The sequence below is a fragment of the Acidovorax carolinensis genome, from assembly GCF_002157145.1.
Taxonomy (GTDB): domain Bacteria; phylum Pseudomonadota; class Gammaproteobacteria; order Burkholderiales; family Burkholderiaceae_C; genus Acidovorax; species Acidovorax carolinensis.
Genome location: NZ_CP021361.1, coordinates 1,333,897 through 1,352,864, shown reverse-complemented (window position 1 = coordinate 1,352,864; position 18,968 = coordinate 1,333,897). Strand labels below are relative to the sequence as shown.

Genomic DNA, 18,968 nt, shown 5'->3' with positions numbered 1-18,968 from the left:
GCTGCTTGCGCTCACCTCACTTGCGGTAGAGCCAATTTTTGCCCACAACAGCCCCATGCGCCGTCGCAAGCCCCACCAACACGTCTACGTGGTCGAACTCTCCAAAGACGTGTTGAACGAGCCGCGTTTTCGCAAGTGCAACCCCGGCTACATCGACGGCAAGCCCTGCGTTTACGTGGGCATGACGGGCCTGGACCCGGATGTGCGGTTTGACAAGCACAAGGCGGGCATCCAGGCCAACCGGTTTGTGACGCAATATGGCCTGCGGCTGCTGCCCGATCTGTATGAAGGCTTCAACCCCATGGGCTACGAGGAGGCGGTGGACCGGGAAATCGAAATCGGCATCGACCTGCGCTCGGCGGGGTTTGGGGTGTGGCAGGCGTGATGCGTTCACCCCGCTCATCGTTTACCATCAAGGTTCACTCATCTTTTCATAGCTGCTATCGCTTATCCATAAAGCGCTAGCGGCCAATTTCATTCAAGCTTTTTATCAACACCATCATCATGAACTTCGCAGACCGCCTCAAGCAACTCCCCTCCGCCAGCCACCTCGCCGCCCTGCACCTTGCGGGCGCCGATGGCCAGGTGCTGGCCACCATCGAGAACAAGCCCGGTCAGGGTGGATCACTGGTGGTGTATGCCGCGCTGGCGGCGCTGTATGGCGGCAGCATCACTCCGGCAGCGGCCAGCCTGGGGCTGGAGTGGTATGCCGAGCATGTGGCCGATGCGCGGGCCTTCCCCGGCAAGCACCCCAACATCGACCGGTTGCTGGCGTGGGCGCAGGGCACCGAGAGCTACCGCGCCCAGCCCGTCGCCGCGTGAGGGCTCGGCGGCCGGGGTTTCTCTTTTGGTTACAGGGTGTCGAACACGCCCCGGTTCATTCGTCGTAGAAAGGCGGACGGCTTTTCGCCGCTCATGGGTTCGACCGCCGCTTTCCGACTGAAAGGACACCAACCATGACCACCACAGGCCCCACCACGGGCACCGTCACTCTGCACCGCGTGTTGCGCGCGCCGCCCGAGCGGGTGTACCGCGCCTTTCTCGACCCCGACGCCATGGCCAAGTGGCTGCCGCCGCACGGGTTTACGGGCCGGGTGCTGAGCATGGATGCGCGCGTGGGCGGCAGCTACCGCATGCAGTTCACCAACCTGGGCAGCGGCGCCATCCATGCGTTCGGCGGCGAGTATGTAGAGCTGGTGCCGGGCGAGCGCATCGTCCACACCGACCGCTTTGACGACCCCAACCTGCCGGGCGAGATGCGCACCACGATCACGTTCAAGGCCGTGTCGGTGGGCACCGAGCTGGCGGTGGTGCAGGCAGGCATTCCGGCCGTCATCCCCACCGAGGCGTGCTATCTGGGCTGGCAAGAGTCGCTGCAGTTGCTGGCGCTGCTGGTCGAGGCGGAAATTCCGGGCTAACCCCCACTGCGGCCGGGTTGCGCGCAGGGCGCGTGCAATGTGTGTGGCCTTGCGTGGGCGTGGCGGGTGCGGCAGACTGGCCCAACGCACCATCGCGATGACTGGTCAGCCTTGGTAGCTATTTTTTTAATAGCTAATAGCGCTTATCCCTGCTGCGCAAAGTGCCCGTTTGCCATCAAATTCGGTTACCCTCGCCGCCTTATCCTCAAGGAACCCGCCATGAAAAAACTCAACGTCACCATCCAGCTTGAAATGTCCGTGCCGGACGACTGGGAACTGGTAGGAACGTCCGAAGGCACGCCGGTGCTCAAGCTGCCCAATGGCGTGTTCATGGACGTGGCCATCGAGCCGCTGTTTGCCAGCAACCCCGAGGAAACCTGGAGCAGCACCGATGACGACGATGTGCTCAACGACATTCTGGACATGGTGGAGAGCGAGGCGGTGACTTACGAGTTCATCACGCACTGAGGCGCAGGCCCCGGTTACGGGCCGATGGGGCTCAGAGCTGCGAACGCAGCCATCCCGTCAGCTTCTCGTGCACCTTCTCGCGCAGTGGCCGGTTCAGCCATTCTTCGTAGGTTACGCGGCGCGATCGCTTGAGGTCGTCTTCAAACACCGCGGTCTGCCGCTGGGCAAACGCGGCGTCGTACACGTTCAGATTGGCCTCGTCGTTCAGGCGGAATGAGCGGTTGTCGAAATTGGTGGAGCCCACCGACACCAGCAACTGGTCCACGACCATGACCTTGCAGTGGTACATGGTGGGCTGGAACTCATAAATCTCGGCGCCCGCCTGCAGCAGCGGGCCCCAGGTGGCGCGGGATGCGGCTTTCACGGCTTCGGTGTCGGTGTGCTCGCCGGGGGTGATGAAGCGCACGCGCACGCCGCGCGCCAGGGCGTCCATCAGCAGCTTTTGGGTGAGCTCGTCGGGCACGAAATACGCCACCGACAGGTCGATGCTGCGCTCGGCCGCCGTGATGGCCAGGTGGTACATGAGCTGCATGCTCTCGCTGCCGCTCGATGGCGAGCTGGAGAACATCTGCGCCTTTTGCGCACCGGCGGGCGCGATGGGCGGGAAATACAGCTCGCCATGCAGCACCTTGCCGGTGACCTTGAGCCAGTTGTCCAGAAAAGTGGCCTGCATCTGCGCCACCACGGGGCCGCGCACTAGGTAGTGCGAGTCGCGCCAATGGCCGGGATCTTGTGCGTTGCCCGTCCACTGCGGCGCAATGCCCACGCCGCCGGTGAATGCCACCTGCCCGTCCACCACCAGCAGCTTGCGGTGGGTGCGGTTGTTCAGACGGGCCAGGTTGTACCAGTGGGGTTTGTGGAATTTTTCAATCTGCACGCCGGCCTGCTGCATCTCGGTGAGGTAGCTTTCGTCCATCTTGGCGCTGCCCACCCAGTCCAGCAGCACATGCACGCGCACACCGGCGCGGGCGCGCTCGCTCAGGGCGTCGGCAAACTGCTTGCCGATGTCGCCCGACCAGTAGATGTAGGTTTCAAAAGTAATGCTTTTTTGGGCGCTCTGGATGGCGGCCAGCATGGGCGGAAAAATCTGGTCGCCGTTGAGCAGCTCGGTCACCGCGTTGCCGCCCACGATGCCGGGCCCTAGCAGACTGCCCAGCGCGCGCTCGAAATGCGGGCTGGCGGTGTTGTACAGGCGGGGGAGTTGCTGCTGCACCTTCTTCTCACCGGCGGTGAAGTTGAGCGCCAGCAGCACGAGGGCACCCGTGGCCACAGCCGTCAGCAGAACGGTGGGCACGGTGGAGCGGCGGCGACCTGGTGCTTTAAGCATGGCGCGATTGTGGATGCGGCCTGTGCGGCGCCATGTAGGCGAACGCCGTCAACGAAAGTGGGTGGTGCAGCATGGAGGCGCCCACAGCAGCGGCACAATGGCGGGCTGCCACTGCAGTGCGCAGCCGCCTTGCGCCCGCCCCTGGTTCTGCCTGCTTCTTGTTGTTCGCTTCACCGATGTCTGCCCACGCCGTGTCCGCCACTGCCCCTCACCACACCGCCCTGCCCCTTTTCACCCGCCGCGCTGCATTGCTGGGCGCGGGCAGCCTGCTGGCGCTTCCGGCCCTGGGCAGCAATGCAAAGCCGCAGCCCGCACCGCCCACGGTGTGGCCCCATGCACTGGCGGTGCCGGGTGGCGTGGCGCGCCTGTCGCTGGGCCCGGCGGCCACGCGCCCGCAGGCGCATGTGCGCCAAGGCGATGCCGATGTGCCGGTGCTGGTGGTGGGCGATGCCATCGAGTGGACGGCCGTGGTGGGCATACCGCTGGCGGCGGCGCTGGGCGATGCGACCATCAGCGTTGTGCAGGCCGATGGCAGCGGCGCGCGGCAGGTGCCCTACACCGTGACACCCAAGCAGTACAAGGAACAGCACCTGAAGGTGTCGCCGCGCACGGTGGACCTGTCGCCCGAAGACCAGGCCCGCTATGAGCGCGAGCGCGACCACCAGGCGCAGGTGATGGCCACGTTCAGCGAGCAGCCCGCAGGCGGCGCGCTGCAGTCACTGCGCATGCAGGTGCCGGTGCCGGGGCGGCGCTCCAGCTCATTCGGGCTGCGGCGCGTTTTCAACGGCCAGCCGCGCAATCCGCACAGCGGCATGGACATTGCCGCCGCCACGGGCACGCCCATTGTGGCGCCGCTGCCGGGCAAGGTGATCGATGTGGGCGACTACTTCTTCAATGGCGGCACCGTGTGGCTGGACCACGGCCAAGGCCTGCTCACCATGTATTGCCACCTGAGCAGCATGGACGTGCGCGTAGGCGATGTGCTGAAGGCCGGCGAGGCATTCTGCAAGGTGGGCGCCACGGGCCGCGTGACAGGCCCCCACCTGCACTGGGGCGTGATGCTCAACCGCGCCATGGTGGACCCGGCGCTGTTTGTACCCGCATGAAAGCGCACCGGGGCCGCGCGCCCGCAACCGAGGATTCGACCATGTCTGTAGCAACCCCTTCCGACCCACGCAGCCGCACAGCGTGGCGCCTGGCACTGTTGTGCATATCGCTGGCATGCACAGGCTGCGCCGTGGTGGCCGTGGCCGATGCAGCCATCACGGTGGCAGCCACCACCGTGAAGGTCGGCGCCACCGTGGTGGGCGCGGCGGTGGATGTGGGCGCCGCAGGCGTGCGCGCCGTGGCGGGCAGCGACGACGACAAATGAGCGCCGGTGCGGCAACCCCGCCGCCCCCTACGCTTGCCGTGCCATGAACCTTGCCCCCCGCCGCACCACCCTGGCAGGCCCGTCATCCCGCAGCCCGGTGGCGCCGCCCACCTCGCCGTCTTCCACCTCGTCGCACCTGATGCGCCTGCTCCGCTTCAACAAGCCCTATGGCGTGCTGAGCCAGTTTACGGCCGAAGGCAGATGGCAAGGTCTGAAGGACTACATCGACCTGCCCGGCGTGTATGTGGCCGGGCGGCTGGATGCCGACAGCGAAGGGCTGCTGCTGCTCACCAACGACGGCCAGCTACAGGCCCGCATTGCCGACCCGCGCTTCAAGATGGAGAAAACCTATTGGGTGCAAGTGGAGGGCTTGCCCGATGAAGCCGCGCTGGCCGCGCTGCGCCGCGGCGTGCAGCTCAACGACGGCCCAACGCTGCCCGCCAGTGCGCGCCTGCTGGAGCCCGCGCCTGCGGTGTGGCAGCGCAACCCGCCCATCCGCGAGCGCAAGGCCATTCCCACGGCATGGATCGAGCTGATCATTCGCGAGGGCCGCAACCGCCAGGTGCGCCGCATGACAGCCGCCGTGGGCCACCCCACGCTGCGGCTCATTCGCGCAGCCATCGGGCCGTACACGCTCGAAGGATTGGCACCGGGGGCCTGGGCCGACTGAAAGGGCCTGAAATGGCCTGACAGGGGCTGGGGCGCTGGCTGGGCGAATCTCGCCCCGCACGCACTACTCCACCGACCCGTCACCCATGGCCAGGTACCGGTTGACGAGCTCAAAAAAACTGTCGTAGAAACCATCCGAGGCAATGGTCTCGCTGCCCACCTTGATCAGGGCTTCGTCGGTGGCCAGAAAGGGCAGCGACAACGAGCCCACGCCGCCCACGCCCACGCTGGCGGAGTTGTTGGTCTTCTTGAGCGTGTAGCGGTCTTGCAGAGCAGTCACAAAGCCCAGGCTGACCTTGCCATTGGCGCTTTCGGGCACGCACACCACGCGGATCATCATCTGCAGGTGCGCGTCGGCCTCGGGCTGAAAGCTCTTGCGGCCCTCCACCATCTCGGCCAGATGGGTGTTGATGATGTAACCCTGGCTCAGCAGCGCACGCCGGGCAGCCTCACAGGTTTGCGCCGGCGCGGCATCGAACAGGCGCGAATAGGTGGCCACCGAGCCGAAATCTTCCTGCGGCGAATACACCTTGGTCGGCGCAGCACACCCGGCCAGCAGGGCCGCAACAGCCAACAGGCAAAAAACCCACCGCAAAGCCCCCGCCCGGCGGGCGCTGTGGCGGCGGCGTGAAAAGGGGTGCGCTGGGGCATCCAGGACAAACTCAAAACCGGGTACTCCTTGGGGTGGCAATTTTCGCGGGCATTGCATGATCATGCCACCCCGCCTCAGACCGCAAAGCGGGCGGCCGGTTCCCCGTAAATTTCCGCGCTGGCCACGGGCATCGCACAATGGCGCCTTCGCCCGAAGGCGGGCTTGAGACAAAGGTTTTTTTCATGAAGATTGCCGTGATGGGCGCGGGCGCCGTGGGCTGCTACTACGGCGGCATGCTGGCGCGCGCCGGCCATGGGGTCACATTGATTGCCCGCGCGCACCATGCCCAGGCCATCAACGCCAACGGCCTGCTGCTTGAAACGCAGGCATTTGCGCAGCGGGTGCGCGTGGCGGCCAGCACCGATGCCAGCGCCGTGCGCGGTGCGCATTGGGTGCTGTTCTGCGTGAAATCCACCGACACCGAAAGCGCGGGCCGCGCGCTGGCCCAGCACCTGGCCGAGGGCGCGGTGGTGCTCAGCCTGCAAAACGGCGTGGACAACGCCGAGCGGCTGCAGGCGGTCATTGGCCGCCCCGTGATCCCTGCCGTGGTGTACGTGGCCACCGAAATGGCGGGGCCGGGCCATGTGCGGCACCACGGGCGCGGCGAGCTGGTGATTGCACCCGCGCCCGCCAGCGCGGACATCGCCGCCACCCTGGGTGCAGCGGGCGTGCCGGTGCAGGTGTCCGACGACGTGGCGGGCGCGCTGTGGGCCAAGCTGGTGCTCAACTGCGCCTACAACGCCCTGTCGGCCATCACCCGGCTGCCCTATGGCGAGATCATGAACAGCCCGGGCCTGGCCGTGCCCCAGGTGATGCAGGACATCGTGCACGAATGCCGGCAGGTGGCGCAGGCCAGCGGCATCACACTGCCCGCAGACACCCTGGATGCGGTGCTGCGCCTGGCGGCCACCATGCCCGCGCAAATGTCCTCTACCGCGCAGGACCTGGCGCGCGGCAAGCGCAGCGAGATCGACCATCTCAACGGCTTCATCGTGCGCCGCGGCGAGGCGCAGGGCATTGCCACACCCGTCAACCGGCTGCTGCACACGCTGGTGCGGCTGCTGGAAAAAAGCCTGCCTGCACAGCAAGGCGGTGCCGCATGACGACCGCCGTGCGCATGTTGCGGTGGTCGCACCCTGGGCTGGTGTGGGGGTTCTGGGCCTTGTCGCTGGGCGTTGCAGTGCTGTCGCTGATGCCCGTCGCCTATCTGCCGCCGCAGGTCTTCAACCTGTGGGACAAGGCCCAGCACGCCCTGGCCTTTACCGCGCTGGCCACCGTGGGCCTGCTGGCCTATCCGCGCGAGCCGTGGCGCGTGGCCATCGGGCTGCTGGCTTTTGGTGGTGCCATTGAACTGGCGCAGGCCGCCACCGGCTGGCGCTATGGCGAATGGAGCGACTGGCTGGCCGATGCGGTGGGCCTGGCGGCGGGAAGCGCCCTGGCAGCGCATCCACGGCGCCTGATCGCCGTGCCAATCCAGCCGGCGGAGCAGGCATCGCCACCACGTTAGCGCCCGTGGGAGCCAGCGCAGACGCACCGGGATTCGCGGTGGGGCCCAAGCCTCCAGCGCGGCCGCCAAGCCCACCGGCGCCGACGCCAGCGCGGGGCTTATAGTCGCCCCCTTCGCTGCGCCGCCCGCCCGCGCCGCCCGCTCCCGCGAGCCGTGTCGCACGCCACTGGCCATATGCCCCTGGCCATGGGCCTGATTTCTTTCTTGTATCTACCGCACCCGTGCCTGTCTCTGCCCTGTTCTGCCTGGTCGTCGCCATCAGCGACGGCGATACCCTGACCGCCCGTTGCGGCGCACCCGGCGCCTACCAGCAGGTGAAAGTACGCATCGCGGCCATCGACGCCCCCGAGCGCAAGCAGGCGTTTGGCCAGCGGGCGCGGCAGCATCTGGCGCAACTGTGTTTCAGGCAGCGCGCCACGCTGCACCCGGTGGACGAAGACCACTACGGCCGCACCGTGGCCCATGTGCGCTGCGGAGGCACCGATGTGGCCACCGCCCAGGTGCGCGCAGGCCTGGCCTGGGTGTACACGCCCTATGCCAGCGAGCATCCGACCCTGGTGCGGTTGCAACAGCAGGCCCGTGCCAGCGGCAGGGGGCTATGGGCACAGCCCCGCCCGCTGGCACCGTGGAGCTATCGGCATCGGCACCAACGATGACCCATGGCTTGCGGCCGGCTCGCGCGCCGGCGCCATTCAGAGACTGAGAATTTTTTGTCGGTGTCCGAGCAACGTGCCAGAACGCGCCCGATCTCGGTGCAAAGCACAGCTCCAACTCGGACTATGGCGCGCATTCTTGGTCGGCTGCTGCAGGCTGGGCGTTGAAAACACCGCTGAGCAGTTCCGCGAGCCGCTCGGTCCCCATCTTGAAGCCGCAGGCCTGCGCGTGGCCGCCGCCGCCCATGCTTTCGGCCAGCGCAATGCAGTCGAAATTGCGCTGCGCCCGCAGGCCCACTTTGACGCCCTGGGCGCCTGCGCTCCACATCAGGGCAAAGGTGCCGGTCTTGGCCGAGAGCAGGTCGCCCACCAGACTGTGGAACATGCCGGGCGCGTTCACCATCAGGCCCTCGATGCCGTTGAACACCAGGGGCTGTGCGCCCTCGGCAATATCGCCGGCGAGCTTGCGGTATTTTTCGTCCATCGCCGCGCCGCGCGCCATGAAAGCGGTGAGCTGCCCGGGCGTGAAGGCCGCGATCTCCTGCCAGCGCGCAAATTCCTGGGGTTCCATGTCGAGGGCCGACAAAAAGCCCGCGCTTTCGGGGAACTCCCATTTCCAGATGTCGCGGTCCTCGATGTATTGGAGCAGGGCCGGCACGGGCTGCTCGGGATGGAAGAACTCCCATGCCAGCCGAGAGCCCGATTTGCTCATGTCAAAGTGCACCACGCCGCAGCGGCAGGCAAAGCCGGTGAGCTTTTCGGCGGCGCTTTTGTGGTGGTCCAGCATCACCAGCTTGGCTGCACTCTGGTCGATGGCCTGCAGGATCTCGGCAGAGAACGAAAAATCGAGCACATAGACCGTGCGGCCCGCCACGGGGGGCAGATCGTCCACCGTCTTCACATCGCCGTGATCCAGCCCCAGGTATTGCGCGCTGTCGCCGTAATAGAGCCACGCGGCCAGCGCGGCACCGAAGCCGTCGGGGCAATTGCGCCCGTGGTAGAGGATGAGCGGGGCCGGGTCGTTCTTGTCGGGCGCAATCAGCAGTTGCAGCGGGAGGATGGTTTTCTTCGTCATGGCCCCGATTGTCGCGCGCACAGCCCCTTGGTGCAGGCACGGGTGGTAACCCATCGTAGCCAGTGTGCGAGCCATCGCTTACTTCCTGCACAATGCGCGCCTTCGGTGTTTTACTGCATCTTCGCTCCCGCGCCCCCACCCATGCCCCCCTTGCACATCCTCTGGCGCGACGAGCACATCGTGGCCGTTTACAAGCCCGCTGGCTGGCTGGTGCACCGCACGGGCCTGGATGCGGGCGAGACACGCTTTGTGATGCAAACCCTGCGCGACCAGCTCGGCCAGCATGTGTACCCCGTGCACCGGCTCGACAAGGGCACCTGCGGCGTGCTGGTGATGGCGCTGCACAGCGCCGCGGCGCGCGCACTGTCGCAGGCCTTCGAGCATGGGGCGACGCACAAACGCTATCTGGCCATGGTGCGCGGCTGGGCGCCTGAAGCCATCGAAGTGGACCACGCCCTCAAGCCCGATGACGCCCCTGCCGATGCCGCCGTGCAGGATGCCCACACGCGCTTTCGCCGCCTGGCACAGCTCACACTGCCCGAGGCCAGTGACGCCCGCTTTGCCACCACGCGCGTATCGCTGGTGGAGGCCGTGCCCACCACCGGGCGGCGCCACCAGATCCGGCGCCACCTCAAGCACCTGGCGCACCCCATCATTGGCGACGCCACGCACGGCAAAGGGCCGCTGAACCGCTGGTGGGCCGAGCGGCTGGGCCATCAAAGGCTGTGGCTACACGCGTGGCATCTGACCGTGCCGCACCCGGTAACGGGCATTACCCTGCAGCTGGACAGCGGCCTGCAGTGGCCCGCATGGACCACCGCCATCGCCCCCATCGACCCTGCCGCAAATGCCGCGCCAGTGGACCACGGCGCGGCGGCCCCTGCAGCAGACTGGCAACGGCTGCTGGCAGGGCTGCCCTGGCAAACCGCGCCCGGCGCACGGTAGCCGGTTCACCCGCCTCGCCCGGTTTGGCGGGCGCCTGCCCGGGGCGACGAGCATTCACTATGTTTTTAATAGCACGTCGCGCTTTATCATCAAGCGCCAGCAGCCTTTTTGATACAAACCACTATTCATGCAAGCCGAAGACATCGTTCATTTCTGGTTCGAAGAACTCTCACCCGCGCAGCACTTTGCCCAGGAAGACGCGATCGACGCCATGATCCGTGTGCGCTTTGGCTCCGTCTGGCAGGCGGCGCAGCGCTGCGAACTGTGGGGATGGCGTGCGACGCCGCAGGGCCGCCTGGCCGAGATCGTGGTGCTCGACCAGTTCTCTCGCAACATCCATCGCGGCACGCCGCTGGCATTTGCACAGGATGCCCAGGCGCTGGTGCTGGCCCAGGAACTGGTGGCCGGCGGCCACGATGCGGCCCTGCCACCGGCGCAGCGGGCCTTTGCCTACCTGCCCTACATGCACAGCGAATCCAGCGCCATCCACGCCAAGGCCATGGTGCTGTTTGACCAGCCGGGGCTGGAGAACAACCTGCGCTTCGAAGTTGCGCACCGCGACATCATTGCGCGGTTCGGCCGCTATCCGCACCGCAATGCCGCACTGGGGCGCATGTCCACGCCCGGCGAGCTGGCGTTTCTGGCCCAGCCGGGTTCGGCTTTCTGAAGCCCGGTCCGCGCGCTATCCCATTGGAAAAGGCCACGCAAGGCAGACCAACTTGCAACCCACGATGGGCGAGCCCGCCCGGTTTGTGACGTACCATCCCCCGAGTGGTCCCATTCCGAGACCCGCCCAGGAGGATCTATGGCCAAAGGACAGATGCACAACAACAAGATGGCAAAAAAGCCGAAGAAAGACACCTCACCGCCCAAGGAAGGCCACGGCTCTGACCGCCCCATGCCGCCCATGACCACGGTGATCCCGCGCGGCAAGGACAAGAACAAATAAACGGCAGCGGTTTTTTTGCGATGGGGCAAGGAAGGTCGCGACTCCAAAGGACCGGGCCCTTCCGCAAGGCTCAAGGCTCGCGGGTGCCGCTGCCCTTCTTCTTGCGGTTTTCGCGGGCCTGCTTCTTGGCTTCGCGCTCGGCGTCCGCCAGCGCACCGGCGGCCCGCCAGGCCTCGAACTCGGTGGGCGTTTCCAGCGTGATGCGCCCCAAAATGGCAGTACGGAAATCGGTCATCACGATCTCGGCGGTTTTTTGCAGGTTCACGCGCCCTCCGCCCAGCATGGCGCCGCGCTTTCGCCCAATGGCTTCGAGCAGTTCCTCGTCGTGCATGCTGGCCACAGTGCCGCCGGGCAGGCCCAGCTTGTAGCGCGCCTCCAGCAGGGGCGCATAGTGCGTTTGCAGGCGGCGCAGCAGCTCCAGCGCCACCAATTCCTCGTCATACGCATTGCGGCCAATGGCGCCGCTGGCGGCCAGGTTGTAGCCGCTTTCCACTACGACAATGCGCGGCCACAGCATGCCGGGCGTGTCCCACAGGTAAAAGTCGTCGGCCAGCGTGATGCGCTGCTCCAGCTTGGTGATGCCGGCCTCGTCGCCCGTCTTGGCCTGGCGCTTGTTGGTGAGCGTATTGATGAGCGTGGACTTGCCCACGTTGGGCACGCCGCAGATCAGCACGCGCATGGGCTTGGCCATGCCGCCGCGGTTTGGCGCCAGCAGGTGGCAGGCGTCGATCAGCTTGCGGGCGGGAGCAGGGTCTGACGCATCCAGCGCCACGGCGCGCGTGGCACTCTGGGCGTTGTACCAGTCCAGCCACAGCGCGGTGCGATCGGGGTCGGCCACGTCCTGCTTGTTGAGCACCTTGAGCGTGGGCTTGTGGCCCGTGAGTTCGGCCAGCAGCGGATTGGCGCTGGAGCCCGGCAGGCGCGCGTCCAGCACCTCGATCACCACGTCAATGTCCTTGATGCGTTCGGTGATGGCTTTCTTGGTCAGGTGCATGTGACCGGGGAACCACTGGATGGCCATGCGAGGGGGTACTTTCTTGTTGATTCGGTGCGGGCTGAGGGTGGCAAGGATAATCGTGTCCCGCCCCCATCCGTTCCACCCCTGCCATGCCCTCACCCGCCAACCGCCCCAGCAGCCCCGCCAGTCCTGCCGAAAAGGCCGACAAAGAGCTATTGTTCAAGGGCGTCACCTGCGCCCTGATTGGGCTGGTGGTGCTGATTGGCCCCTATGTGGCGCGTTCGCCCAGCGTGCAGGACATCATGGCCCAGTCGGCCCTGGCGGGCTGGTTCGCGCTGGTGCTGGGGGGCGGGTTTCTGGTGCGTTACGCCATGCGCCGGGCGGCGGCCACCAAGGCCCGCGACCGGTCGTGACGGCCAACCTGCGGGCGCCGTGGCCCGCCCGCGCCACCGATGGCCCCTCGGCCCGCGCCATGTTCGAAGTGCTGCAGCAGCAGGCCCGGGCCCAGGGCCTGGCGCTACGAGCGCCCCCGCCCGAGCCCACCACCTGCTGCGGGCGGGGCTGCAATGGCTGCGTGTGGGAGGGCTATCTGGATGCGGCCGAATACTGGCGACAGGAAGCGCTGCTACAGATCGATCCTGTCAACTTCGAATAAAAAAGGCCCACAGCGCTTGGCGGCCTCAGTTCCGAAGTGCAACACCGAGAATTGAGGTCAAGATGACAAAGAAGAACTACCAGCATTTGAGCGAGAGCGAACGCCATGCGATCGCCTTGGGGCTTCAGCAAAAGCAAAGCCTCAGCGCCATAGCGCGGGCCTTGGGGCGCTGCAAGAGCACCATCAGCCGGGAATGCCAACGCAATGCGGGCGCCAAGGCCTACACCTCCAAGTTCGCCCAGCAACGCAGCGACAGGCGCAGATGCTTTGCCCGTCCCCAGCCCAAACTGCACCGCGATGGACCTTTGTTCAAGATCGTTCGCGACTATCTGCTCCGGCACTGGTCTCCCCAGCAAATCGCTGGGCAGTTGAAGAAACTGCACCCTGACAACAAGCGCAAACAAGTGTCCCACGAGAGCATCTACACCTGCATCTACGCCCAGCCCCGCGGAGAGCTCAAGAAGGAGCTGGTGGCCTGCTTGCGCATGGCCCGCGCCAAGCGCTGGCCGCGCTCCAAAGGCGAGGATCGGCGTGGACAGATCACCGATCTGCTGAGCATCCATGTGCGCCCACCCGAGATTGAGGATCGTCAGTTGCCCGGGCACTGGGAGGGCGACCTCATCAAAGGCAAAGGCAATGCCAGTGCCATTGGCACGCTGCTCGAGCGCACGACCCGCCTGGTGGTGCTGGTCAAGCTGCCGCACCCCAACCCGGCGACAGCGGCACATGTACTGCAGGCCTTCAGCGACAAGCTCAATGGCATTGCCAGCCCGATGCGCCAGAGCCTGACCTATGACCGTGGCAGTGAGATGGCAGAGCATGCCAAGCTCACCGAGAACACGGGCATGAAGGTGTACTTCTGTGACCCCTACAGCCCCTGGCAGCGGGGCTCCAACGAAAACACCAATGGATTGCTGCGGCAGTACTTCCCCAAGGGGACTGATCTGAGCGGCTATAGCCAGGAGTATCTGGATGCCGTAGCCGATGAGCTCAATGGGCGCCCCAGGATGACTCTGGGGTGGAGCAAGCCCATTGAGGTTTATGCCGAACATTTGGCCCGGCTGACCCTACAGCCCGATTCAGTGCATTAATGAATATTTGTTGCACTTGGACTTGAATCCGCCCTTGCTGCATAAGCGCAAGAAGCTATCATTTTTGATTAAAGACGACAAACTGCGGGTGCCGATGGAAATAACCCGCTGGCTGGATGGTTGGTAGACAGGCCGCTGTTTCCCCTGCCCCTCCCACAGTCGCGGATCAGCCTGCAAGCGCGATCACGACAGACGAATCGTCAATGTGGGCCACACAGGCATCACCCACGTTCAGATTGCCGGCGCCTGATGCGAATCCAACCATCGACAAGCCGCAGTCAAGCTTCAAGTTCACCTCGGCGGCTCCCGTGTCTCCCGAAACCCGAACCACGCGCCCACCCAGCGTATTGGTCGAGACAGGCCCGGAATCCCCACAGGAGACACTGACTGCGGTCGCCTTGCACAACGCAAGGACGTCCCTGCCCTTGGTGAGGTCGAGTAGCTGTGCGCTCTCCAGAGTGATTCGCGACGAAAGGCGGGTTCCATCCGACAACGCGAGTTCCACCCGGACCGCAGCGCCCGATGTGCGCATGTCCGCAACGACACAAGGAAGCTGGTTGCGCATGCTGGTTCGCAGCCCGAGCGCGGCCAGGCCGAGTGACGGCACGCTCACACCATCCTCATCATCCAGCTGGGCCATGACGGCCTGGCGGGCCGCCACGAACAGATCGAAGGCCCGCAGCACCCGGTGCCCGGCCGGTGTCAGTTGCGCACCACCACCGCCGCTGCCTCCGACGGCCTTTTCCACCAGCGGCGTGCCGGTAAGGTTGCCAAGGGTTTCAATGGCCTGCCAGGCGGCCTTGTAGCTGATGCCAGCACCACGCGCCGCTTCCGAGATGGAGCCAGCCGCCCCGATGCGACGCAGCACGTCGATGCGCTTGTCTGTTGCGTCGTGCCCGAGCGCGGCATCGAGCTGCAGGGGGTGTGATTCGTTCATGCTCGGATTGTCCCCTCGCGGCCACAGCGTGGCTATACTCGCTATTCCATTTTTGAATAGCGAGCTTTCCTCATGAAACCCGTTGCTTTGCTCATGTGTGCTGGCCTGTTTCTGAGCGGCTCGCTGCAGGCGGCCGAGCTCAGTGTCGCCGTCGCCGCAAACTTCACGGCACCGATGCAAAAGATTGCCAAGGCCTTCGAAAAGGAGACGGGGCACACGCTGGCGCTGTCCTTCGGCTCGACGGGCAAGTTCTATGCGCAGATCAAGAACGGGGCCCCGTTCGAGGTCTTGTTCGCCGCCGATGATGAGACTCCCGCGCGTCTGGAACGGGAAGGTCATGGCGTGGGGGGCACGCGCTTTACCTACGCCGTCGGCAAGCTGGTCCTGTGGAGCAAGCAGCCGGGGCTGGTCGACGACAAGGGCGATGTGCTGCGTAGAGGATCGTTCGAGCGCATCGCGCTGGCCGATCCCAAGCTCGCACCCTATGGTGCGGCGGCAATGGACACCTTGAACAAACTCGGCCTCACCGAAACGCTGCGCAGCAAGTTTGTTCAGGGTGAGAACATCGGTCAGACCTACCAGTTCGTTGCCACACAGAACGCCCCGCTGGGCTTCGTCGCGCTGTCTCAGGTGTTCGCCGATGGGCGCGTAACCGAGGGCTCCGCCTGGATGGTGCCGGAAACGCTCCATGACCCGATCCGCCAGGACGCGCTCATCCTCGCCAAGGGGAAAGACAACCCTGCCGCCCCTGAACTGATGCGCTACCTGAAGGGCGAATCGGCGAAGAACATCATCCGCGCTTACGGTTACGGGCTTTAAGGTTGGCCATGCTGGACCACCACGCCTGGCAGGCCATCTGGCTCACACTGGAGCTGGCGACGCTGACGACACTGCTGCTGTTGCTCTTGGCGACGCCCCTGGCCTGGTGGCTTTCACAGACGCGCTCGCGCTGGCGGGCGCCAATCAGCGCCATCGTGACCTTGCCCCTGGTATTGCCGCCGTCGGTGCTGGGCTTTTACCTGCTGGTACTGATGGGGCCACAGGGGCCACTGGGGCAGCTGACCCTGGCCTTGGGCTGGGGCACGCTGTCCTTCACCTTCACCGGCCTGTTGATCGGTTCGATCGCGTTCTCGCTGCCTTTCGCCGTGCAGCCGATCCAGCACGCCTTCGAGTCCATCGGGGAGCGCCCCCTTGAAGCTGCCGCAACGCTGCGCGCGAGTCCGCTTGACGCCTTCTTCAGCATCGCGCTGCCGCTGGCACGCCCCGGTCTGCTCACCGCCGCCATCCTCAGCTTTGCCCACACGGTGGGTGAGTTCGGCGTGGTGCTGATGATCGGCGGCAACATCCCGGGCAAGACGCGGGTCGTTTCCACCCAGATCTACGGCCACGTCGAAGCGATGGAGTATGTTCAGGCGCACTGGCTGGCGGGCGGCATGCTGGCCTTTTCCTTCGTGGTCCTTCTGTGCCTGTCGCTGCTCAAGCGCAATGGCGCGAGCGTGATGCGCTGATGACCGACACCAACCAAATCCAGTTGAGGCTGCCGCGCGCGCAGTTCGACGTCGATGTTGATCTTCAGCTCCGCGCAAGAGGCATCACGGTGCTTTTCGGTACTTCGGGGTCGGGCAAAACAACCATCCTTCGCGGTGTGGCGGGACTCGAACGTGGCGCTTGCGGCTGCGTTCGCATCGGGGATTCGGTTTGGCAGGACGATGCACGGGGCATTTTCGTGCCGACCTGGCGTCGTCCGCTGGGCTACGTCTTCCAGGAAGCCAGCCTGTTCGGGCATCTGGATGTGCAGCGTAACCTCGAATACGGGCTGCGTCGCACCGAGAAATCGGCAGATCGCAAGACCCTGGACGAGGCCATCGATCTGCTGGGAATTCGCGCCCTGCTCCAACGCCGCCCCCACGATCTTTCCGGCGGTGAGCGGCAACGTGTGGCCATTGCCCGCGCCCTGGCCACCCGACCCAGACTGCTGCTGCTGGATGAACCACTCGCTTCCCTCGATCTTCCCCGCCGGCACGAAATCATGCCGTGGCTTGAGCGCTTGCGTGACCAACTGGCGGTACCCATGCTCTACGTCACGCATTCGATGGACGAGCTGAGCCGGCTGGCAGACGAAGTGGTGGTACTCGAAAACGGAAAGGCAGTCGCCGTCGGCCCCGTGGGCGAGGTTCTGGCGCGGGGCGACTTGCCCGCACTGGCGGGCGAAGAGGCCGCTACCGTGATTGAGGGGACGCTCGTCGACCGGGATACGCGCTGGCATCTCGCCCGCGTTCAGCTCAAGGACCGATACATTCTGGTGCGTGACAGCGGACTGCCCCCCGGCAGCCGCGTTCGGCTGCGTGTGCAGGCGCGGGATGTCAGCCTGACGCTCGATGAGCCGATGCGCAGCAGCATCCAGAACCATCTCCCCGGCGTGGTCGAGGCCGTCATGGCAGACAGCCACCCTGCGCAAGCGTTGGTGCGCATTCGCTGCGACGGACAGTCCTTGATTTCGCGCGTGACACGCAAGTCCGTGGAGGAACTGCACATCGAACCGAACTTGCCAGTCTGGGTCCAGGTGAAGTCCGTTGCCGTCATTGCCTGAGCGTGGCCAGTGGATCGCCGGAAGCGGGCGCAGGGTTCCTGACCAAGGATTCTGCGGCTTTGTCAGAGGCCCTTCGCAGCGCGCCTGGCGTGCCCTGACTTCGTAAAAGGGCTCAGCCCAGCCCCTGCGCCGCCATGTAGTGCTGGCGCCATTCCTCAAAGGGCAGCGTGTCGGCCGCCTCGATGGCCTTTTGCGCGGCCACCGATTCATCGGCCAGTGCGGCAAACCGCGCCTGCTGGGTGTCGCTCCAGGGCAGGGCCAGCAGCGCATCGCGCGCCAGGGCCGACTGGTGGGTGCTGAAGCCGGTGAAGCTGTTGCCGTGCTCGTGCGCCATCTGCGCCAGCACGCGGGCCGAGGGCGTCTGCCCCGGGTGGGCCAGCGTGGCGCGGGCGCTGGCCAGCGCGGCGCTGTAGTCGGTGCTGTGGTGCGTGGCGTCCAGCGCGGCGGCCAGCGGTGCGCATTCCTGCAGCACCTGCGCGGCCCAGTCCACCAGCGGCACGTTGTGGCCATTGCGCACCAGGCACAGGCCGGGTTCGCGGCCACGCGCAGCCGTGAGATGCTGGTTGTGCTTGAGTTCGGTGATTTCTTTCGGCGTGTCGGGCGGGCTGTCGGTCAGCAGGCAGTGCAGCAGGAACACATCGAGCAGCCGCATGGTCTCGGCCGTGATGCCCACGGGCACAAACGGGTCCAGGTCCATCAGGCGAACCTCGACATACTCGACCCGCGCTCGCGCAGCGCATGCAGCGGGCGCTCGCCGGGCTGGATCACGCGCTTGGGGCGGATGGTGCCGTAGAACTCGTTTTCGATCTGCAGCAGGCTGGTGCCCAGCTGGTTGTAGTCGCCACCCGGGTTGCGGATGCCCACGGCCTCGTAGGCGGGATAGGGCTGCGTAAGCGCCTCGTGCAGCGAATCGGCATAGCCATCGAGACCGTTGTAGCTGACGGCCAGCGTGGCCTGCGCGTCGCTCTGGTAGCCCAGGCGGCCCATGCGCAGCGAGGTGGCGTGCGGCAGATAAAGCGCCTGGTCACTCAGGCGCTGCAGGGCATGCGGTCGCCCCTGGGCAAAGCACGGGCACAGCGCGGGCGAGGCGCCAAACAGGTACAGCAGCACAAAGGCGTTGCGGCGAAAGTTGCGGATCAGCGCGAAATACTGCTCGCTCGTCACCCCCGGCATCGACCAGTTGTAGTGGATGCCGCAAATGGTCTGCATGCGCCGGCCATAGCGGTGGCCCAGGCCCATGCGGTACACGCTTTTGGCGCGCCCGACGTTGGAGCTGCCGTAGCGGGCCAGCGGAATGGTTTCGTCGGTGGGCAGGCGGCACGGCATGCTCGACACCCACAGCATCTCGTCGCCATGCTCGTGCAGCGTGCGCAGCGCAAACTGATGGATTTCGGTGAGCTCATTGAGGCACTGCTGCACGCCCCGGTGCGCACCGGTCACCAGCTCGATCTGCGACTCGCTGTAGTCGGTGGTGATGTGCGGATGGGTGAGTGCCGAGCCCAGCGCCGCCGGGTGCGGCGTGAGGGCCAGATCGCCCGTGGGCAGCACGCGCAGGCCTTCTTTTTCGATGCCACGGCGGATGCCAGCCAGGGCATCGGGGGGGCAGGCGGTGATTTTTTGCTGCAAGGTGCTCATATCTTTGTTACCGATCTTCGGGTCGGCCCGGAACTTAGCACGGCGCAGCCACATCCGCCTGCCTGCC

General features: G+C 65.7%; 24 protein-coding genes and 1 pseudogene. 19 read left to right on the top strand and 6 right to left on the bottom strand.

The features are described from left to right. Positions 1-55: 55 nt before the first annotated feature. From CBP34_RS06315 to CBP34_RS06300, 4 genes are all read left to right on the top strand, one after another. Positions 56-385: a hypothetical protein gene (locus CBP34_RS06315; protein ID WP_094097591.1), complete on the top strand. Its 330-nt coding sequence runs from the start codon at positions 56-58 to the stop codon at positions 383-385. 119 nt (positions 386-504) lie between these two features. After that, positions 505-822, top strand: a complete 318-nt coding sequence (locus CBP34_RS06310) for a DUF2322 family protein (protein ID WP_086911907.1) — start codon at positions 505-507, stop codon at positions 820-822. Between the two features lie 134 nt (positions 823-956). After that, positions 957-1,418, top strand: a complete 462-nt coding sequence (locus CBP34_RS06305) for an SRPBCC family protein (protein WP_094097590.1) — start codon at positions 957-959, stop codon at positions 1,416-1,418. A 219-nt stretch (positions 1,419-1,637) separates the two neighbouring features. Further along, a complete protein-coding gene (locus tag CBP34_RS06300; RefSeq protein ID WP_086911905.1) occupies positions 1,638-1,886 on the top strand; it encodes a hypothetical protein in 249 nt (82 codons plus the stop codon). A 31-nt stretch (positions 1,887-1,917) separates the two neighbouring features. On the opposite strand, the gene CBP34_RS06295 is transcribed toward CBP34_RS06300, so the two are convergent. Beyond that, positions 1,918-3,213: a phospholipase D-like domain-containing protein gene (locus CBP34_RS06295; protein WP_208616374.1), complete on the bottom strand. Its 1,296-nt coding sequence runs from the start codon at positions 3,211-3,213 to the stop codon at positions 1,918-1,920. 176 nt (positions 3,214-3,389) lie between these two features. On the opposite strand from CBP34_RS06295, the gene CBP34_RS06290 reads away from it, so the two are divergent. From CBP34_RS06290 to CBP34_RS06280, 3 genes are all read left to right on the top strand, one after another. Then, complete coding sequence (locus CBP34_RS06290) at positions 3,390-4,319, top strand: M23 family metallopeptidase (RefSeq protein WP_094097588.1); 930 nt, start codon at positions 3,390-3,392, stop codon at positions 4,317-4,319. A gap of 41 nt (positions 4,320-4,360) precedes the next feature. Further along, positions 4,361-4,585 carry a hypothetical protein gene (locus CBP34_RS06285; protein ID WP_094099088.1) on the top strand — a complete coding sequence of 75 codons (225 nt, stop codon included), beginning with the start codon at positions 4,361-4,363 and terminating at the stop codon, positions 4,583-4,585. 139 nt (positions 4,586-4,724) lie between these two features. Continuing rightward, the gene (locus CBP34_RS06280) at positions 4,725-5,255 is read left to right on the top strand and encodes a pseudouridine synthase (protein ID WP_157896520.1); all 531 of its coding nucleotides are present in this window, start codon (positions 4,725-4,727) and stop codon (positions 5,253-5,255) included. A 63-nt stretch (positions 5,256-5,318) separates the two neighbouring features. Here CBP34_RS06280 and CBP34_RS06275 read toward each other — a convergent pair whose 3' ends face one another. Next, complete coding sequence (locus tag CBP34_RS06275; RefSeq protein WP_418134719.1) at positions 5,319-5,831, bottom strand: DUF2242 domain-containing protein; 513 nt, start codon at positions 5,829-5,831, stop codon at positions 5,319-5,321. A gap of 257 nt (positions 5,832-6,088) precedes the next feature. Between CBP34_RS06275 and CBP34_RS06270 the strand changes: the two genes are divergently transcribed. From CBP34_RS06270 to CBP34_RS06260, 3 genes are all read left to right on the top strand, one after another. Next, a complete protein-coding gene (locus CBP34_RS06270; RefSeq protein WP_086914004.1) occupies positions 6,089-7,009 on the top strand; it encodes a ketopantoate reductase family protein in 921 nt (306 codons plus the stop codon). Next, positions 7,006-7,413 (top strand): VanZ family protein, encoded by a 408-nt coding sequence (locus tag CBP34_RS06265; RefSeq protein ID WP_204246704.1) that lies wholly within the window; start codon positions 7,006-7,008, stop codon positions 7,411-7,413. The genes CBP34_RS06270 and CBP34_RS06265 overlap by 4 nt, the downstream gene beginning before the upstream one ends. A gap of 221 nt (positions 7,414-7,634) precedes the next feature. Continuing rightward, positions 7,635-8,069, top strand: coding sequence for a thermonuclease family protein (locus CBP34_RS06260; protein ID WP_086926974.1), 435 nt, complete (start codon positions 7,635-7,637; stop codon positions 8,067-8,069). A gap of 121 nt (positions 8,070-8,190) precedes the next feature. On the opposite strand, the gene CBP34_RS06255 is transcribed toward CBP34_RS06260, so the two are convergent. After that, positions 8,191-9,141 (bottom strand): DHH family phosphoesterase, encoded by a 951-nt coding sequence (locus tag CBP34_RS06255; protein WP_094097587.1) that lies wholly within the window; start codon positions 9,139-9,141, stop codon positions 8,191-8,193. A 141-nt stretch (positions 9,142-9,282) separates the two neighbouring features. Here CBP34_RS06255 and CBP34_RS06250 point away from each other — a divergent pair, with 141 nt between their 5' ends. The 3 genes from CBP34_RS06250 to CBP34_RS19625 all read left to right on the top strand — a co-directional run bounded on the left by CBP34_RS06250 (position 9,283) and on the right by CBP34_RS19625 (position 11,035). Beyond that, entirely contained in the window at positions 9,283-10,086 is an 804-nt protein-coding gene (locus tag CBP34_RS06250; protein WP_094097586.1) for a pseudouridine synthase, read from the top strand. 127 nt (positions 10,087-10,213) lie between these two features. Beyond that, complete coding sequence (locus CBP34_RS06245) at positions 10,214-10,753, top strand: DUF924 family protein (protein ID WP_094097585.1); 540 nt, start codon at positions 10,214-10,216, stop codon at positions 10,751-10,753. Between the two features lie 138 nt (positions 10,754-10,891). Beyond that, positions 10,892-11,035, top strand: coding sequence for a hypothetical protein (locus tag CBP34_RS19625; RefSeq protein WP_167372725.1), 144 nt, complete (start codon positions 10,892-10,894; stop codon positions 11,033-11,035). Between the two features lie 70 nt (positions 11,036-11,105). Here CBP34_RS19625 and ylqF read toward each other — a convergent pair whose 3' ends face one another. Further along, positions 11,106-12,056, bottom strand: a complete 951-nt coding sequence (ylqF, locus tag CBP34_RS06240) for a ribosome biogenesis GTPase YlqF (RefSeq protein ID WP_094097584.1) — start codon at positions 12,054-12,056, stop codon at positions 11,106-11,108. A gap of 86 nt (positions 12,057-12,142) precedes the next feature. Between ylqF and CBP34_RS06235 the strand changes: the two genes are divergently transcribed. The 3 genes from CBP34_RS06235 (at position 12,143) to CBP34_RS06225 (ending at position 13,739) form a co-directional block, all read left to right on the top strand. After that, positions 12,143-12,406: a hypothetical protein gene (locus CBP34_RS06235; RefSeq protein WP_086911896.1), complete on the top strand. Its 264-nt coding sequence runs from the start codon at positions 12,143-12,145 to the stop codon at positions 12,404-12,406. Between the two features lie 59 nt (positions 12,407-12,465). Continuing rightward, on the top strand, positions 12,466-12,648 hold the full coding sequence (locus CBP34_RS06230; protein ID WP_094099086.1) for an oxidoreductase-like domain-containing protein: 183 nt from the start codon (positions 12,466-12,468) through the stop codon (positions 12,646-12,648). A gap of 62 nt (positions 12,649-12,710) precedes the next feature. Further along, a complete protein-coding gene (locus CBP34_RS06225; RefSeq protein WP_094097583.1) occupies positions 12,711-13,739 on the top strand; it encodes an IS30 family transposase in 1,029 nt (342 codons plus the stop codon). Between the two features lie 166 nt (positions 13,740-13,905). On the opposite strand, the gene CBP34_RS06220 is transcribed toward CBP34_RS06225, so the two are convergent. Further along, positions 13,906-14,676, bottom strand: coding sequence for a TOBE domain-containing protein (locus CBP34_RS06220; protein WP_094097582.1), 771 nt, complete (start codon positions 14,674-14,676; stop codon positions 13,906-13,908). Positions 14,677-14,748: 72 nt separating this feature from the next. Between CBP34_RS06220 and modA the strand changes: the two genes are divergently transcribed. Genes modA through modC form a run of 3 tightly spaced genes read left to right on the top strand, consistent with a single transcriptional unit; the run spans position 14,749 to position 17,266 of the window. Beyond that, the gene (gene modA, locus CBP34_RS06215; protein ID WP_094097581.1) at positions 14,749-15,495 is read left to right on the top strand and encodes a molybdate ABC transporter substrate-binding protein; all 747 of its coding nucleotides are present in this window, start codon (positions 14,749-14,751) and stop codon (positions 15,493-15,495) included. An 8-nt stretch (positions 15,496-15,503) separates the two neighbouring features. After that, a complete protein-coding gene (gene modB, locus CBP34_RS06210) occupies positions 15,504-16,184 on the top strand; it encodes a molybdate ABC transporter permease subunit (RefSeq protein WP_086914002.1) in 681 nt (226 codons plus the stop codon). Next, positions 16,184-17,266 carry a molybdenum ABC transporter ATP-binding protein gene (gene modC, locus CBP34_RS06205; RefSeq protein ID WP_094097580.1) on the top strand — a complete coding sequence of 361 codons (1,083 nt, stop codon included), beginning with the start codon at positions 16,184-16,186 and terminating at the stop codon, positions 17,264-17,266. The genes modB and modC overlap by 1 nt, the downstream gene beginning before the upstream one ends. 112 nt (positions 17,267-17,378) lie before the next feature. On the opposite strand, the pseudogene gshA reads toward modC, so the two are convergent. Then, a pseudogene (gene gshA / locus CBP34_RS06200) lies at positions 17,379-18,901 on the bottom strand (glutamate--cysteine ligase). Positions 18,902-18,968 lie beyond the last annotated feature (67 nt).